Annotated in this window: 15 protein-coding genes; 3 read left to right on the top strand and 12 right to left on the bottom strand. The window is 67.2% G+C overall.

The genetic code is table 11. The features are described from left to right. Positions 1-167 precede the first annotated feature (167 nt). From ACEOAB_RS20740 to ACEOAB_RS20690, 11 genes are all read right to left on the bottom strand, one after another. Positions 168-1,664 carry a carotenoid oxygenase family protein gene (locus ACEOAB_RS20740; protein WP_413750769.1) on the bottom strand — a complete coding sequence of 499 codons (1,497 nt, stop codon included), beginning with the start codon at positions 1,662-1,664 and terminating at the stop codon, positions 168-170. A 7-nt stretch (positions 1,665-1,671) separates the two neighbouring features. Then, positions 1,672-2,118: a DUF2141 domain-containing protein gene (locus tag ACEOAB_RS20735; RefSeq protein ID WP_413750768.1), complete on the bottom strand. Its 447-nt coding sequence runs from the start codon at positions 2,116-2,118 to the stop codon at positions 1,672-1,674. 136 nt (positions 2,119-2,254) lie between these two features. After that, the gene (locus ACEOAB_RS20730) at positions 2,255-3,370 is read right to left on the bottom strand and encodes an AI-2E family transporter (RefSeq protein WP_056593404.1); all 1,116 of its coding nucleotides are present in this window, start codon (positions 3,368-3,370) and stop codon (positions 2,255-2,257) included. A 161-nt stretch (positions 3,371-3,531) separates the two neighbouring features. Continuing rightward, complete coding sequence (locus ACEOAB_RS20725) at positions 3,532-4,236, bottom strand: GntR family transcriptional regulator (RefSeq protein WP_413750767.1); 705 nt, start codon at positions 4,234-4,236, stop codon at positions 3,532-3,534. A gap of 8 nt (positions 4,237-4,244) precedes the next feature. Further along, positions 4,245-5,582 (bottom strand): C4-dicarboxylate transporter DctA, encoded by a 1,338-nt coding sequence (locus tag ACEOAB_RS20720; RefSeq protein ID WP_413750766.1) that lies wholly within the window; start codon positions 5,580-5,582, stop codon positions 4,245-4,247. Positions 5,583-5,795: 213 nt separating this feature from the next. Further along, a complete protein-coding gene (locus ACEOAB_RS20715) occupies positions 5,796-6,320 on the bottom strand; it encodes an SCO family protein (RefSeq protein WP_495653089.1) in 525 nt (174 codons plus the stop codon). A 71-nt stretch (positions 6,321-6,391) separates the two neighbouring features. Continuing rightward, positions 6,392-6,868 carry a hypothetical protein gene (locus tag ACEOAB_RS20710; RefSeq protein ID WP_495653088.1) on the bottom strand — a complete coding sequence of 159 codons (477 nt, stop codon included), beginning with the start codon at positions 6,866-6,868 and terminating at the stop codon, positions 6,392-6,394. 2 nt (positions 6,869-6,870) lie between these two features. Next, positions 6,871-8,784 (bottom strand): galactose oxidase-like domain-containing protein, encoded by a 1,914-nt coding sequence (locus ACEOAB_RS20705; RefSeq protein ID WP_413750337.1) that lies wholly within the window; start codon positions 8,782-8,784, stop codon positions 6,871-6,873. 150 nt (positions 8,785-8,934) lie between these two features. Further along, positions 8,935-10,149 carry an L-dopachrome tautomerase-related protein gene (locus ACEOAB_RS20700; RefSeq protein WP_413750336.1) on the bottom strand — a complete coding sequence of 405 codons (1,215 nt, stop codon included), beginning with the start codon at positions 10,147-10,149 and terminating at the stop codon, positions 8,935-8,937. A 45-nt stretch (positions 10,150-10,194) separates the two neighbouring features. Next, positions 10,195-10,488, bottom strand: a complete 294-nt coding sequence (locus ACEOAB_RS20695; protein WP_413750335.1) for a putative quinol monooxygenase — start codon at positions 10,486-10,488, stop codon at positions 10,195-10,197. 14 nt (positions 10,489-10,502) lie between these two features. Further along, on the bottom strand, positions 10,503-11,297 hold the full coding sequence (locus ACEOAB_RS20690; RefSeq protein ID WP_056593385.1) for an SDR family NAD(P)-dependent oxidoreductase: 795 nt from the start codon (positions 11,295-11,297) through the stop codon (positions 10,503-10,505). Between the two features lie 131 nt (positions 11,298-11,428). On the opposite strand from ACEOAB_RS20690, the gene ACEOAB_RS20685 reads away from it, so the two are divergent. The 3 genes from ACEOAB_RS20685 to ACEOAB_RS20675 all read left to right on the top strand — a co-directional run bounded on the left by ACEOAB_RS20685 (position 11,429) and on the right by ACEOAB_RS20675 (position 13,710). Then, positions 11,429-12,334 carry a LysR family transcriptional regulator gene (locus ACEOAB_RS20685; protein ID WP_413750334.1) on the top strand — a complete coding sequence of 302 codons (906 nt, stop codon included), beginning with the start codon at positions 11,429-11,431 and terminating at the stop codon, positions 12,332-12,334. Positions 12,335-12,736: 402 nt separating this feature from the next. After that, positions 12,737-13,015, top strand: coding sequence for a phage integrase family protein (locus tag ACEOAB_RS20680; protein ID WP_056593379.1), 279 nt, complete (start codon positions 12,737-12,739; stop codon positions 13,013-13,015). Between the two features lie 44 nt (positions 13,016-13,059). Beyond that, positions 13,060-13,710 (top strand): hypothetical protein, encoded by a 651-nt coding sequence (locus ACEOAB_RS20675; RefSeq protein ID WP_413750333.1) that lies wholly within the window; start codon positions 13,060-13,062, stop codon positions 13,708-13,710. A gap of 27 nt (positions 13,711-13,737) precedes the next feature. Here the strand turns inward: ACEOAB_RS20675 and ACEOAB_RS20670 are convergent, their stop codons facing one another. Beyond that, positions 13,738-14,697, bottom strand: a complete 960-nt coding sequence (locus ACEOAB_RS20670) for a Bug family tripartite tricarboxylate transporter substrate binding protein (RefSeq protein WP_056593373.1) — start codon at positions 14,695-14,697, stop codon at positions 13,738-13,740. Between the last annotated feature and the right edge of the window lie 3 nt (positions 14,698-14,700).

Genomic DNA, 14,700 nt, shown 5'->3' with positions numbered 1-14,700 from the left:
GACCGCTCTGTCCAACGATCACGCCGATGGGGTGCCTTGCGCAGCGAAATAAAGGAGGAGGCCGCAGGCCGGGGGACATTCGCGGAGCAAGGTACCCCGTCGGCGTGATCGCACCCCGAACAATCACGACGTGCGGCCACAAAGGACTATAGACAGCACATCCCTCGTCAGGCAGGCACGAAGGCCCCGTGCAAACCCAACGGCAGTGCGTAGGGCAGCGTGGCCTGTGCCACCGGCCCTGCCCCGAGGTGATCCGCCGCCAAGCACGACAGCACGGTTTTCTGCCGGCCGAAGTCGAGCGCCGTGCCCAGCACCCAGCCCGGCTTCGAGCCGTCCGGCACGAAGACGTGTTCTTCCACGATGGCCTGCGCGCCGTAGCTGAAGCGCTGGCTGCGGCCGGTCTCGACATCGGTGCGTGCAATTGCGCCGAAGCCCGGCAGATCGCGCCGGATCTGCGTGGCATGGACCACATGGCGGTGGCGCAGGCCCACGCGGCGTGGATCGATGCGCGGGAACTCGGCGTCCTGCGCCAGCGCCGTTTGCGTGGCCTGGCCCGTGCTCAGGTTCAGCGTGGCGACGGTCAGATACGGCTCGGTGCTTTTCACGCGGCGCCCGCGCATCACTTCGCGGCTGCTCGTGAACACCGAGTCGGCGTTGTCCGAGCGCACATAGTCGACGTGGATCAGCGTGCCGCGCGGCGTGACTTCTTCCCAGGCGTTGCCGACGTGGAACAGGAAGCCGGCAGGCAGCGTCAGCAGCTGGCGCCGCTCCCAGTTCTGCTTGTCGACGACCAGCACGCGCATGCCGAGCTCGGGCCGCCAGACGTGGGCATCGAGAAAGCTCGCACCGGCCTCCTTGCGCTTGCCGTCGTAGACCAGTGGCGGCATCAGGAACACGAGATGCCGCTCGGTCACGGCGAAGTCGTGGACCATCGGCATGTCGGCCACCGGCACCACGGCAGCGCGCCGCAACGTGCCCTCGGAGCTGATCTCGTACAGCGCCAACAGGCCCTGGCCGGAGCTGACGCCGAAGTTCCAGACCGTGCCGTCCGAGTCCACCTTGGGGTGGGCCGAGAAGGGCATGCCCGCGAGGTCGGCGCGCCAGGTTTTCAGGCCCAGCGTTTCCAGCGTTCGCGCGTCGATGCGCGTGGCCGAGCCGCCTTCCCAGAGCGCCAGCACCTCGCCCTGCATCGGCAGCACACTGGTGTTGGCGACGTTGATGCTGTCGGCCGAGGTCGGCGGCTCGACGCCCGGCGGCATGGTGCCGAAGGCCTCGAACAGCCGGCGGCCGGCTTTCACCTCGGCCACGCGCTTGGGCGTGGCGACATAGCGGCCCTGGTGCCGCACGTCGGTCCCTTCGATCGCGAGGCGATGCACCATGCCGTCGCCGTCGAACCAGTGGTGGTAGCGCTCGCCGCCCAGGTCGTGCCCGGCCGGACCGATGCGGAACAGCGTGCCGGCCACGGCGTCGGGAAAGCGACCGCGCACCGTGGCGCGGGTGAGCGGCATGTCGTCTGGCGGCGTGGCGAAGCCGATCTTCCAGGGGGCGCCGGAGGCTTCGTACTGGGCTTGCCAGTCGTCGGTGCCCGCGGCGCGCGCCAGCGGTGCCAGAAGCGGAAGGGCGCCGGCGGATGCGAGCAGGCGCAGGAGTTCGCGTCGTTCCATGCTTGCCTCAGCGCAGGTGAATGATGGTTTGGAGATCGGCGTCGACCCGGATCGCAGCGGCCTCGAAATCAGGCGCGGCGCGGTTGCCCTTGGCATCGTTCGAGAAGCCGTAGCGCTCGGTCGGCATGCCCATGAGATTGGTGTCGAGCTTGCCGTTGCCGTTCTCGTCGGCGAATGCCCGCAAGGCGTAGCGGCCCGGTGCCAGGCCCGCGAACACGAGGCGGGCCTTGCCGGCCTGCATCGGCACGGTCTGCGCGGCCACCGACTTGCTGTCGGCGTAGCCGGCGGCGTCGCTGTACAGCGCGACGTAGAGCGTGGCATCGGCGGCGGGGCCGTCGGCGACGCTCAGGCTCAGGTCGGCGGCAAGGGCGCCCAATGGCGAGAAAGGCGCAAGGATCGCGGCGGTGCACAGTACGCGCACGGCCGGGCGGGACAGGAGGGCGGGAGGTTGCATGGCGGGGCCTCTGGAAGTTGGAGGCCCGACGATCTCGCAGGCCACCCGCTGTGCCCAGCGCCATGCGACGGAATGCAGGATTGCGCGCGCGAAATGCACGCGGCGGGGAGCAGGCGGGCTCGCACCCGCCCGTGCCTCAGCCCCTTTTCCTGTCCTTGAGGCTTTCCGCGCGTTCTGAACTTTCGGCCGGTTCGTGCTCCACGCCCACGTGCCCCGAGTCCGCGAACAGACTCCACGCCGCCATGAACAGCGCCGCGATCACCGGCCCGATCACGAAGCCGTTGATGCCGAAGATCGCCATGCCGCCGATGGTCGACATCAGCACGATGTAGTCGGGCATCTGCGTGTCCTTGCCCACCAGCACGGGGCGCAGGATGTTGTCGACCAGGCCGATCACGAACACGCCCACGAAGATCAGCACGCCGCCCTGCCAGAAATGCCCCGTGGCCAGGAAGTAGATGGCCACCGGCCCCCAGATCAGCGCTGCGCCCACGGCGGGCAGCAGCGACAGGAAGGCCATCAGCACCGCCCACAGCAGCGCGCCCTGCACGCCGAGGAACCAGAAGGCCAGCCCGCCGATGGTGCCCTGCGCGATGGCCACTGCCACGTTGCCCTTCACCGTCGCGCGGATCACGGTGGTGAACTTGTTCAGCAGGTAGTGCGTGTGCGGCTTGGCCAGCGGCACGGCGTCGCGCATGGTCTTCGACAGCGTCGCGCCGTCGCGCACCAGGAAGTACAGCAGGTACAGCATCACGAAGAAGCTGACCACGAAGTCGAAGGTGTTCTGGCCGATGGCGAGCGCCTGGCTTGCGATGATCTGGCTGGCCTGCCCGGCGATGGCCGAGATGCGCGCCTGCCATGCCGCCATGTCGCCGAGGTCGAAGCGCTCGACCAGGTTCAGCAGCCATTGCGGCGAGGCATCGAGGATCTGCTGGAAGTAGGCCGCGAAGTTGATCTGGCCCGAACGGATGTTCTGCGTGACCAGCGCGATCTCCTGCACCAGCGAAACGCCCACCATGGCCAGCGGCAGGATCACGATGAACAGGCAGATGGCCAGCGTCGACAGCGCCGCGAAATTGGGTTTGCCGCGCATCTTCTTCAGCAGCCATTTGTAGAGCGGCGTGAACAGGATCGCCAGCGCCACGCCCCACAGCACCGCGCCGAAGAACGGCATCAGCACCCAGAGGAAGGCGACGGTCACGGCGGCGAGAAGGGCGAGGAACACGCCGCGCTGGAGTTGGGGTGAGTTCATAGGTGTCCCGGACTGTAGCCGAGCGGGAACCCGCGGCCGTGTCAGCCGGCGCGCCCTTGCGCAGTGCAACAGACTCGAGGGCGGGATTCGCCCCAAACGATGGCGGGCTGGTTGTTGCCTGCTATCGAATAAAGAGCGTTTCGCGGCAATAGTGCACAACTTCAGCGCTTGGTGCGCGGCAGCGCCACGGGCGCCAGCGTGGCGCGCAAGCGGCTTGGCGCGTCCGCTTCGGCGGCAGCATCCACTTCGAGTGCACGCTCGACATTGCCGATGTGATCGAGCATCAGCAGGCGCGCCTTGGCCGTGTCGCCCGCTTCGAGCGCCGCCACGATGGCGCGATGCTCCGTGCACGACTGTCCCGCTTCGTGCTTCGACTGGTAGAGCGTGGCCGCCAGCGTGGTGCGCGCCGTGAGGTCGCGCAGCACGTCGACCAGCAGCTGGTGCCCCATCTGCTCGGCCAGGCAGACGTGGAAGTCGGCCAGCAGGAAGGCGCGGGTGGCGGCGTCGGCGCCGTCGATGGCGCGCTGCTCGTCGGCGATGTGGTCGCGCAGCTTGCGGATCACCTTCGACAGCGGCCGCCCCGCGCTCGCTTCCAGGATGCCCGCCTCGACGATGCGCCGTGCCGAGAACGCATCGCGCGCCTCTTCGGCCGAGGGCTCCACCACGTACCAGCCGCGGCGCGATTGCACTTCGACGAAACCGCGCGCCTGCAGCTGCATCAGCGCCTCGCGCACCATCGTGCGGCTCACCGAGAAGTTCTCCGCCAGCGCCTGCTCGCCGAGCCGCTCGCCCGGTGCGAGCTTCTGCGCGAGGATGGCCTCGACGACGCGTTCGGCAATGACGGTGGGGCTGACGTCGGCAGGCATGTCTTTTTTCAGTGGGCGCTGGAGGCGGTACCGGTGCCAGCGTTTACCACGGACCCGGCTTCGGCCAGCGGCTCGTCGTCGGGCGAATAGCTGCCGTTGAGCACCGCATGCGCGCGTTCGCGGTCGATGTCCCCTTCCCAGGCGGCAATGGCCACGGTCGCCACGCAGTTGCCGATCAGGTTGCCCAGCGCGCGGGCGATGCCCATGAACCAGTCGACCGACAGCACCAGCACGAGGCCGATGGCGGGAATTGCGGGAATGGCATGCAGCGTAGCAGCCAGCACCACGATGGCCGAGCCCGGCACGCCGTGCGCGCCCTTGGAGGTGACCAGCGCGATCGCGAGGATCGTCAGCAGGTCGGCCATCGAGATCGGTGTGTTGGTGGCCTGTGCGATGAACACGGCCGCCAGCGTGATATAGATCGAGAAGGCGTCGAGGTTGAACGAGTAGCCGGTCGGGATCACGAGGCCCACGGTCGAATCGCGGATGCCCATGCGGCGCAGCTTGGCCATGATCTGCGGCAGCACGCTGTCCGACGAGGTGGTGGCGAACACGATGGTGAGCTCTTCGCGCAGGTAGCGCAGCAGCTTGATCAGGCTGAAGCCCGACATGCGCATCACCAGCCCGAGCACCACGAACACGAAGATCAGCACCGCGCCGTAGAAGAGCGCGACCAGCATGCCCAGCTGCTTGAGCGAACCGATGCCGTACTGCCCCACGGTGAACGCGATGGCGCCCAGCACGCCCAGCGGCGCCAGCTTGATGATGATCCCCATGATCTTGAACAGCACCAGCGAAAGCACGTCGACCACCACCGCCACCGGCTTGCCGCGATCGCCCAGCAGCGTGAGCGCGCAGCCGAACAGCACCGCGAACAGCAGCACCTGCAGCACGTCGCCGGTGGCGAAGGCATTGACCACCGTGGTCGGAATGAGCTTCATCAGGAAGTCGATCGTGCCGCCGCTCGTGAGCTTGTCGGCGTTCGACGCATAGGCACTCATCGCGGTCGCATCGAGCTTGGAGGGGTCGACGTTCATGCCCGCGCCGGGCTGGAACACGAAGGCCAGCACCAGGCCCATGGCCAGCGCGATGGTAGTCAGCACCTCGAAGTAGATGAGCGACTTCACGCCCACCCGGCCCACGCGCTTGAGGTCTCCCGCGCCGGCGATGCCATGCACCACCACGCAGAACACCAGCACCGGGATGATCATCTTGATCAGCTTGATGAAACCGTCACCGAGCGGCTTGAGCTTGACGGCGTACTCGGGCGCCAGGAGCCCCGCGAGCACGCCGAGCACCAGCGCGATGACCACCTGACCGAAAAGCGATTTGGCGAAGCGGGGCATGGAGTCTCCTGTCTGTCTTTGCCTGAGGTTTGCATGCAAGCAAACGCTTGTCTTGCATACAAGAACTGTAGGCAAGAAGACTTCGGAGGAGACAGAGGGTATTCCCGGGCACGGGTGATCGTGACGCCGAGCGCGGCCGCCTTTGAGCGCCTTTCGCTTGTCAGCATTGGCGCGCGGGACCACGCGACCGCGGGCGCGAATGCGAACTGCAACCTAACCGATCTGCCGCAGCCCGGCCATGACCTCTTCGGCCGGCGGCAGTTCGCTGGTACGCCAGACCAGGCGGGCATGGCGATCGAACAGGTAAACCTGGCCGGTATGGCGGTCGCCCGCCGCCGCGCCTCCCGTGAACAGCGAGAACATCGACTCGAGCGCCTCGGGGGCCGGCGCCGCCGCACTCCATGTTGGCCTGGCGCCGAAACGCCGCAACCAGGCGCTCAGTGCGGCGGGGTCGTCGGCGAGCGGGTCGATGCTCAGCGACAGCAGGCGCACCGCCGTGTGGCGCTCGGCCAGCAATGCCGCCTGCAGCGTCGAGAACAAGGCCCCCTGGATCGGGCAGACGGTGCTGCAACCGGTGAACATCAATTGAACGGCGGTCGGGCCGCCCCGCAACTGCGCCGCGAGCACCGGCGTGGCGCCGTCGTGGCGCCGCAGCGGCAAGGCCGGCGCCGACACCGCCGGCATCACGGGGCCGACGCTGGCGTTTGCACGGGCCGCAGGCACACCCAGCCAAGCCATTGCACCGGCGGCAATCAGGCGCCGGCGCCCGAGGGGTGCAGCCCGGGCGGGTATGAGGGGGCCACGCGCGTTCATTCGGGAAGGGCCTGCGTGAGGTAGTCCCACAAGGCCGCGCACTGGCCCTGGTCGGCATCGAAGCGCGGCATGGCTCGGGGCAGCGTGACGTGGGCCGGGTCGACGCCGGTGCGCAGCGTGCGGCAGAAGGATGCGCTGTCGTACGCGACGGGCGGGCCGCCGCGCCGCGGAAAGACTTCGCGCAGTTGGCGCCGGTCGAGCGGCGGCGCGAAGCCGGAGACCGCGGCAGTGGACTTGCCGGGGCCCGCATGGCACTGGATGCAGCGTGTCGCTGCGCCCGGCAGCGGCGCGCTGTGGCCGGACAGCGTGCCGGCGAGTGGCTCGGTGCCATCGAACAGGCGCGCACCACGCGCCGCGGAGGAATGCCCGCCGGCCTCACGCTCGCCGGGCCATGCCTGGCCGGCGGCCAGTGCGGTTCCGAGCGCCAGCGCCAGCGTCATCGAAAGCCTCGGCTTGCGAAGCGTGCCGGCCACTGCTACCGGATGTTGATGGTGCGCGCCACGCTCGGCACGCCGCCGTCGTCGAGCGCGAACAGCATGTAGTTGCCCGGCAGCACCGTGCCGCGATCGGCCGGAATCGCCAGCTGGTAGTTGCCTGCCGTGCCCGTGAACGACAGCGGGATGCGACGCTGGTCGGTGTTGACCGAGTGCGTGGCGGATGCCATGCGCACCAGTGCAAAGCGGGCCGCCGCGCGGTCGGTCGCCACGGCGATCTGGCTCCCCCACGTGGCGCTGGCCGGCGCGGCCGTGATGGCCGGGCGGGGTGCCGGCGAACCGTCGCTCGTCAGCAGGTAGGGTGGCGTGTAGATCTCCGCATCGGGGTGGTCGCCCGCGCAGTCGCACAGCCCGCCGCCGCCCGCCAGCACGCGTCCGTCCATCAGCAGCAAGGCCACGCTGTGATAGTTGCGCGGTTTCTGCATCGGCGGCAGCGTGATGAAGCTCTCGAGCCCCGGGCTCCACAGCTCGGCCGCCAGCACGCTGTAGGAGTCGGAGAACGGAACGGGCTGCGTCTGCCCGCCGATCACGAACACCTCGCCGTTGGGCAACACCACGCTGTTGACAAAGGTTCGGCCATAGGCCATCGGCGAGAGCTTGCGCACCGTGGGCGGCGTCGGCGCGCCCGCGCTGATGTCGATGATGTATGCGGTCTTGAAGGCGTCTCCGCTGTCGTGGTTGGGCGCGCCGCCGAGCTTGAGGATCTTGCCGATGTCGTACATCACGGCGCTGGCCGTCATGGCATAGGGGTCGTCGCTGCGTGGACCGGCCTGCAGGATGGCGCCGCTGCCGCGCGTGTCGATCCAATGCATCGCTGCCGCGGGACCGGCGTGGAACACCCAGCCGTTGGCGGCGCCGAACAGCCACATGTGGTTGTCGCCCCGGTAGACCCCGGCCGCGTCCGGGCCGGCCAGCGGCGGGTCCGAGACATTGCTCGCGTCGGGCATGTTGGCCGGCACGCCGGACAGCGTGCGCCAGGTCTGGGTGACGGCCGACCACACCTCGCCGTACTTGCCGCCCTGCCCACCGTTCCACGACCCCCCGACTGTGAACACGGAGCCGTCGGACATCGTCGTGCTCGCCTGGTAGGCACGTGTGATACCGAGTTGCGCACCTGCCACCCAGCCGCCCAGCGCCGGGTTGTAGATCGAGGTCTTCGCCGCGTCGCTGCCGCCGCTGACCAGCACGCTGCCATCGCCCAGCATGCTCAGGCCGGGGCAGAACATCTGGTGGCCCGTGGCCGTGACCATCAGCGGGCTGGCGCTTCGCGTGACGGGGTCGAACACCGAGGTGTAGGTGTAGGCCTCGTTGCTGTTCGTGCTGAAGCTGGTGGGCGAGCGGGCCGCCCACATCAAAAGCTTGCCGTCCGGCAGGTTGGCGGCCGACGCGGGCACGAGCGGCAGCGCGATCGGATCGGACCAGGGCTTCACTGCGGCGGTCGATTGCGCTGCCGTGTACCCGGCGGCCGTGAACGGGTACTCGTTGGCCGGCAGCCACTTCCCCTTGAATCGGGAGCGCAGCCTGACCACGAGTCCCGCGCCGTCGATGGGAAGGTTTGTCACCGTCAGCGTTGTCGCGCTTGTCGTTGTGTCCACCACGGGTGTCGTCGAAGAGGCCGACAGGATCGTCAAGCCGTACTGGTTGGCGCCCGTGTTGCTCCAGACGAAGGTCGCGCTGCGGCTGGCGAACTTGGTGCCGGGGGACGGGCTGGTGAGGGTCGCCGGCTGTCCGTCCGGCGGCACCGGCTTGTTGGCCGATGCGGACGTGCTCGCCAGCGCCGGATCGTGGCCCTGCGCTCTGGCGCCGCCTCCTCCGTCGCCGCCGGACCCCACCAGGAACACCAGGGATGCATATGCAAGCCCGCGCGCGGCGCGCGGCGATGGAACGCTGATCATCGCTGCTCCTTTATTTTTGTTCGTCGTCAGACGAGTGCGCAGCTTATTCCTTGGGTGTGCGAGAAGCAATAAAAAGTATTCAATATTGGCCCGCCGTGGGACGGGTCATCGCCAGGAAGCGGGTGACAACCCCTCCATGCCCCCGTACTTTCAGTTGGCCTTGGTCTTCCGGCCGTCGAGCGGCAGACGCCACAACTCATAGCGCTCCTCGCCACTCTTGACCGAACCCGCGAAGTGGTTGTTCAGCGCGCTCGACGTGAAAACCAGATCGCCGCCCGGAAGGATCGCGGGCGTATCGGGCCACTGAACGCCGTCGTCGGATGCGATCAGCGACATCGCCCGGGTGCGCGGGTCGTACTTCACGATGCCGTTGCGGGTGACGTCCGTGATGTAGAGCTTGCCCTTGGTGTCGGTCACGATCCCGTCCGTGTTGCCGCCTACCGCGCCGAGATCGCGGATGGCTGCGGCGATCTGTTCATCGCTCGACACCGCATTGCGCAAGACCGATGTCGGGACCGAGCGGGCGCGCGTTCCTGTCGTCACGGTCCAGTACAGCGTGCGCGCATCGGGCGACAGCGCGATGCCGTTGATGCCGAGCAGCAGCGGGTTGCCCGGCCAGACTTCCGCGCCGTGGGAGACGACCTTGACGCCGGGTTCGATCTGCAGGCTCGGGTGCCTGTCGAGTACGCGTCGGGCCACACCCGAGGCGAAGTCCACGACGATCAGGCCCACCATGTTGGCGGGTGCGCTGCGCATGCCGCTGTCGGAGATGTAGGCGATGCGGCGGCGCTCGTCCACGGCGATGTCGTTGAGGAAGCTGCCCTTGCGGTCGGCCACGCCGTCCAGCGCGATGCGCTTCACGGTGCGCCCCGACTTCAGATCAAGTACCAGCACTTTCTGGGCACCCGCGGGAGCCTCGGTCTCGCCGGCGACGAAACCCATGTCGAGCGCCCACAGCCAGCCGTTCCTGCGGTCGACATGGAAGCCGAGCACGTTGCGCAGGCTGTCCTGCGGCGCGGCAGCCACGGCGTTGCCCGAAATCGAAGGAAATGCGGTCAGCCGCGCGGGACCGGTCTCCGCCCGGGTGTCGAGCCTGCTGAGTGTTGCGGGCGCAGACGCCGACACGAGGCGTGGCGTGCTCACGTAGGCGGTGCCTCGTGCATCGAAGTGCAGCCCTGCGATGGGCGCGCTGACCGAGGAGGCGAACGGGGCCGGGTCCTTGCCGTCCTTCGAGGGCTCCCAACTCACGCCGGCATAGCTGCGCCAGCGCTCGAGTGGAAGGCTGTCCGCCGCGTTGGCGGCTTGCTGGTGATGGAGGAGGGCGGCCAACGCGAGGGCCGCGAGTTGAAATGAACGATGGCGCATGATGAAAAAACCTGATGTGAAAAGAAATGGCCAGGCGAGCCGCGGTCAAGCCACCTGGCGCAACTGCAGAAGTTCAAAGGCCCCGATCAAGGGACCCGCATTGGCGCGAAATGCGTCCATGTGGGCTCCGCGCATATGGCGCTCCCAGGATGTCCGGTCGAGCCACCGTTCGAAGAACACGACCTTTCCAGGCTGATCGATGGCCTCATGCAGTTCATAGCTGATGCAGCCCGGCTGCTCGCGTACAACCTGGACCAGCTTCGCCTGGGCCTGGACCAGCGCCTTTTCGTGACCTGGCTTGGCTTGAACGAGTGCGACGATGACGAGATCGTTGGGCATGCTGGATTTCCTGTTCAAAGGATCGAGCGGAAGGTCCCGCCTTCGACGCGCACGGCGGCGCCGTTCGACGCCGCACCCAAGGGGCTCGCAAGCAGCGTCACCATGGCCGCGATCTCATCCGCTTCGATCATTCGTGCGATCAGGGAACTGGGCCGGTAGGTCTGGAAGAAGTGGGCCTCGATCTCGGCGTCGGTCATGCCGGCGCGCGGCGCCGTCTGCCGCAGGTAATCCACGATGCCTTCCGAGCGGGTGGCGGAAGGCAGCACGCTGTTGACGGTGACCCCGGTGCCCTTGGTCAGCTCGGCCATGCCGCGCGACACCGCGAGCTGCGCCGACTTGCTGACGCCGTAGTGCACCATGTCCGGGGGCGTGAAGGCGCCGACCTCGCTCGACATGAAGATCACGCGGCCCCAGTTCTTCTGGAGCATGCGCGGGAAATAGTGGCGCGACAGGCGCACGCCCGACATCACGTTGACGTCGAGCATCCGAAGCCAGTCTTCGTCGGTGATGTCGGCAAAGGGCTTGGCCTCGTAGTAGCCGAGGTTGTTCACGAGGATGTCCGTGTCCGGCTGTGCGCCGATCAATGCAGCCACCCCTTCGGTGGTGCTCTGGTCGGCGACGACGGTCTTCACCTCGCTGCCTGGCGCCGCGCCAACGATTTCGGCGGCTGCCGCATCGAGCTTGTCGCGGCTGCGTCCGGTGATCGTGACCGACACGCCTTCGCGCGCCAGGGAGCGGGCGATGGCCAGTCCGATGCCGGCCGTCGCGCCGGTGACGATGGCGGTCTTGCCCTTGAGTTGCATGTCCATGGTGGGTTCCTGTTGGTTGTTGGTTATGGCCGGTGACGCGCTCGCGGTCGCAGCGATGACTTGAATGTATTGATTGCACTCGTGGGGATAAACTGGCCTTCGAGGAAAATATTTATTCTCGAAAGGACCAAATGAGTCGCAGATTCGGTCACCTCGGTGATGTGGAGACCTTCGTCACAGTGGTCGAGAAGGGATCGATGACGACGGCCGCGGTCGCGCTGGCCACGACGCCATCAGTGCTGAGCCGGGCGATCACGCGCCTCGAGGCGCGCTTGGGCGTGCAATTGCTGCGGCGAACCACCCGGCGCCTGAGCCTGACCGAGCAGGGGCGGCTGTACCTGGAGCAGTCGCGCGCGGCCTTCGCGCTGATCGACGAGGCCGAGCGCACGATGCAGGGACAGGGCGATGAGTTGAAGGGCAGCGTACGGTTGAGTGCCCCCACCACCTATGCCCATCATCGATTGCCTGCGTTGCTGCAGCGCTTCTCGGCACAGCATCCACAGGTGCGCATCGAGTTGAACATCACCAACCGCAACGTAGACCTCGTGGCGGAAGGCTACGACCTGGCCATCCGGATGGGCAGCCTGCCGGACAGCGGACTGGTCGCGCGCAAGCTCGAGGACGCGGCCATGTGCCTGATCGCCGCACCGAGCTATATCGCCCGCGCCGGGGCGCCGGCAGGCATCGGCGACTTGGCGCGGCATAGCTGCCTGGCTTTCGTGATGCCCAGCACCGGGCGGGTGTCGCCGTGGATCCTGCGGGCGGATGGACGCGACGTCGATTGGGTGCCGCAAGGCGGCTTGCAGGTATCAGACGATGTGCTGGGCGTGGTCACGCTCGCCCAAAGCGGCCTTGGCATATGCCAGACCTATGACTTCATCGCGCAGGATCTCATTGCGCAAGGGCGAGCCGTCGAGGTCCTGGCACCGGCGCGTGGTCGTTCGCGGCCGTTTTCGGTAATCTATGCACCGCATCGGCGGCTGTCGTCTGCATCGAGGGCGCTGATCGATTCGCTTGTCGCGACCACATCCGAATAGTCGTGGTGCTTGGTAGTTTGCGAGTCCGACTCGCCTCGATATCGAGGTTCTCGCAACGCCAGCTTCCGCAGGCTTGGCTGATCAACGGTTTGCGTGTCTTTGGGGCCTCCGGTTTGTTCCCCGTGGGCAATAAGGAGGAGCAACAGGCTCTTCTGCGGTAAACCCTGATCGTCTACCAGACACATGTCCAAGAATCGGACACGCAATTTGTCTGAATGACTTGCATCACCCAGCCGGCCATTCAGAAATCCCTTGCGGATCAACGCCTTGGCGGTTGGCACGCCCCGTGCAAAGTACAGCGGAAGCCCATCCGATCCACCCCGGCCAGTGCGCTCGCTGCGACGCACGGGTTCGCATTCGCGCAGGGGGCCGGTACACGTTGCGCAGGAAGAAGAAGACCCCATGGACACACCGCAAGCGCGCCGAAATGCGCCGCAAGCCCACGACAGCGTTGCAGCCTGGTTCGAACCGCTGCTGTCCGAAAGACTTTCACAGGCGGGCTTCGGCACGCTGAGGCAGCTGGTGCGGCGCATCAACGATGCGGGCATGACGTGGTGGTATCCGGTGCGCGGCATCGGCGTCAGGCGCGCCGAACGCGTCGTGCAGTGGCTGCATGAACAGCAGGAAAGCACAGGCATGGAAGTGAGCCTGCCGCCGCACGGGCGCCGCCATGCGCCTTGACCCATCCGGATAATGGCGCCCTTCGTATCAGCAGCAAGGCAAGGATGAGCGCCGCGGATTTCCTTTTCTCCCCCGAAGTGCAGAAGCTCCTCACGGTGTTGTACGCGGCCCCCGATCAACAGTTCCCGACGAATGAGCTTGCACGGCGCTCGAAGCTGGCCGAGGCCGAGGCCGCCCTCACCGTTGAGCATCTCGTTCGCAGCGGCATCGTGAGGCGGCAGGCGGCGAAGGCAGACCAGGCCGAGACGGTCCAGGTCGATCGCTCCTTCGTCTTCCACGACGAACTCCGGAGCATCGCGCTGAGATCGTTCGCCGCGGCAGAGCCGATCCGCTCCATGCTGCGGTCCAGGTTCAAGGACTCGGTGGTGCGCGCGTTCGTGCTGGGAGAGGACGCGCAGGGCACCGTGGAACTGCTCGTCGTGCACGGCCAGCTGGTCCCGGACGAAGCCGCCATGGCGGCGGCTTGCCAGAAGCTGTCGAAAACCATGGGCCGGCACCTCAAGGTGCACGTCATCCCGCTCGGGAGATTCAACGACATGTCACCGCGCGATCCGTTGTCATCCAGGATCTCGGCAGCCACCGTGCATGAGATCGTCGCGCTGGGGGATACCAAGGCAGCGCTGCCCGTCGAACGAGGTGGCCTCTTGCAGGCGGCCAGGAAGAAGTTGGCGACGCTGGCCAGGCCGTCTGCCTGACGACCCACGGCGCGCGCCGCGCCCGGCTCAGTGCGACTGCTTCGGCAGGTTCAGGCTCTTGAGCATCGGCACCCAGCGCTCGAACTCGGTCTGCACGAACTTCGCCAGCTCTTCAGGCGTGCCGCCGCGCGGCTCCATGCCCATGGCGCGCGCGCGAGTGACGAAGTCGGGCTGCGCGATCACCTCGTTCACGGCCTTGTTCAGGCGGCGGATCGATTCGCCCGGCGTGCCGGACGGTACCGAGAGCGAATACCACAGCACGGCCTCGAAGTCGTAACCCTGCTCCTTGAAGGTCTGGGCGTCGGGTACCTGCGGCAGGCGCTGGCTGTCCATCACGCCCAGCACGCGCAGCTTGCCGGCCTGGATCAGCGACAGCGAACCGGTCAGCGAGGTGCCGTGGATGTCGATGGTGTTGCTCAGCAGCGCCTGCACGGCCGGTGCATCGCCGTTGAAGGGCACGTGCGTCGTGCTGAAGCCGTTGTTGCGCTCGAAGCTCAGCGGCGCAAGGTTGGTCAGGATGGCCTCGCCCGGCGAGCCGCGGTTGATCTTGCCCGGATGGGCCTTGGCGTAGGCGACCATCTCCTTGATGTTCTTGTAGGGCAGGTCGATGCGGCCGACGATGATCGCTGGCTGGTAGCCGATCTGCGAGACGGGCGCGAAGTCCTTCTTCGGGTCGTAGGGCAGCTTGTCGTACAGCACGGTGTTGTTGGCCAACGTGCCGAGCGACGAGACCAGCACCGTGAGCCCGTCGGGGCGCGAGCGGGCCACGTAGTCGGCGGCGATGATGCCGCTGGCGCCGGGCTTGTTCTCCACGATGACCTGCGTGCCCTTCTTCGTGAGCTCGGAAGCCAGCAGGCGCACGTATTGGTCGGTGCCGCCGCCGGCTGCGAAGGGCACGACCAGGCGGATGGGTTGCTGTGCCTGCGCCGCGCCTGAAACCACGGCCAGCCCGAGCAACAGCGGGGCGATGAGTTTTCGATAAATCACTTT

Source organism: Variovorax sp. Varisp53, assembly GCF_059491555.1.
This window is presented reverse-complemented; position numbering and strand designations above follow the sequence as displayed.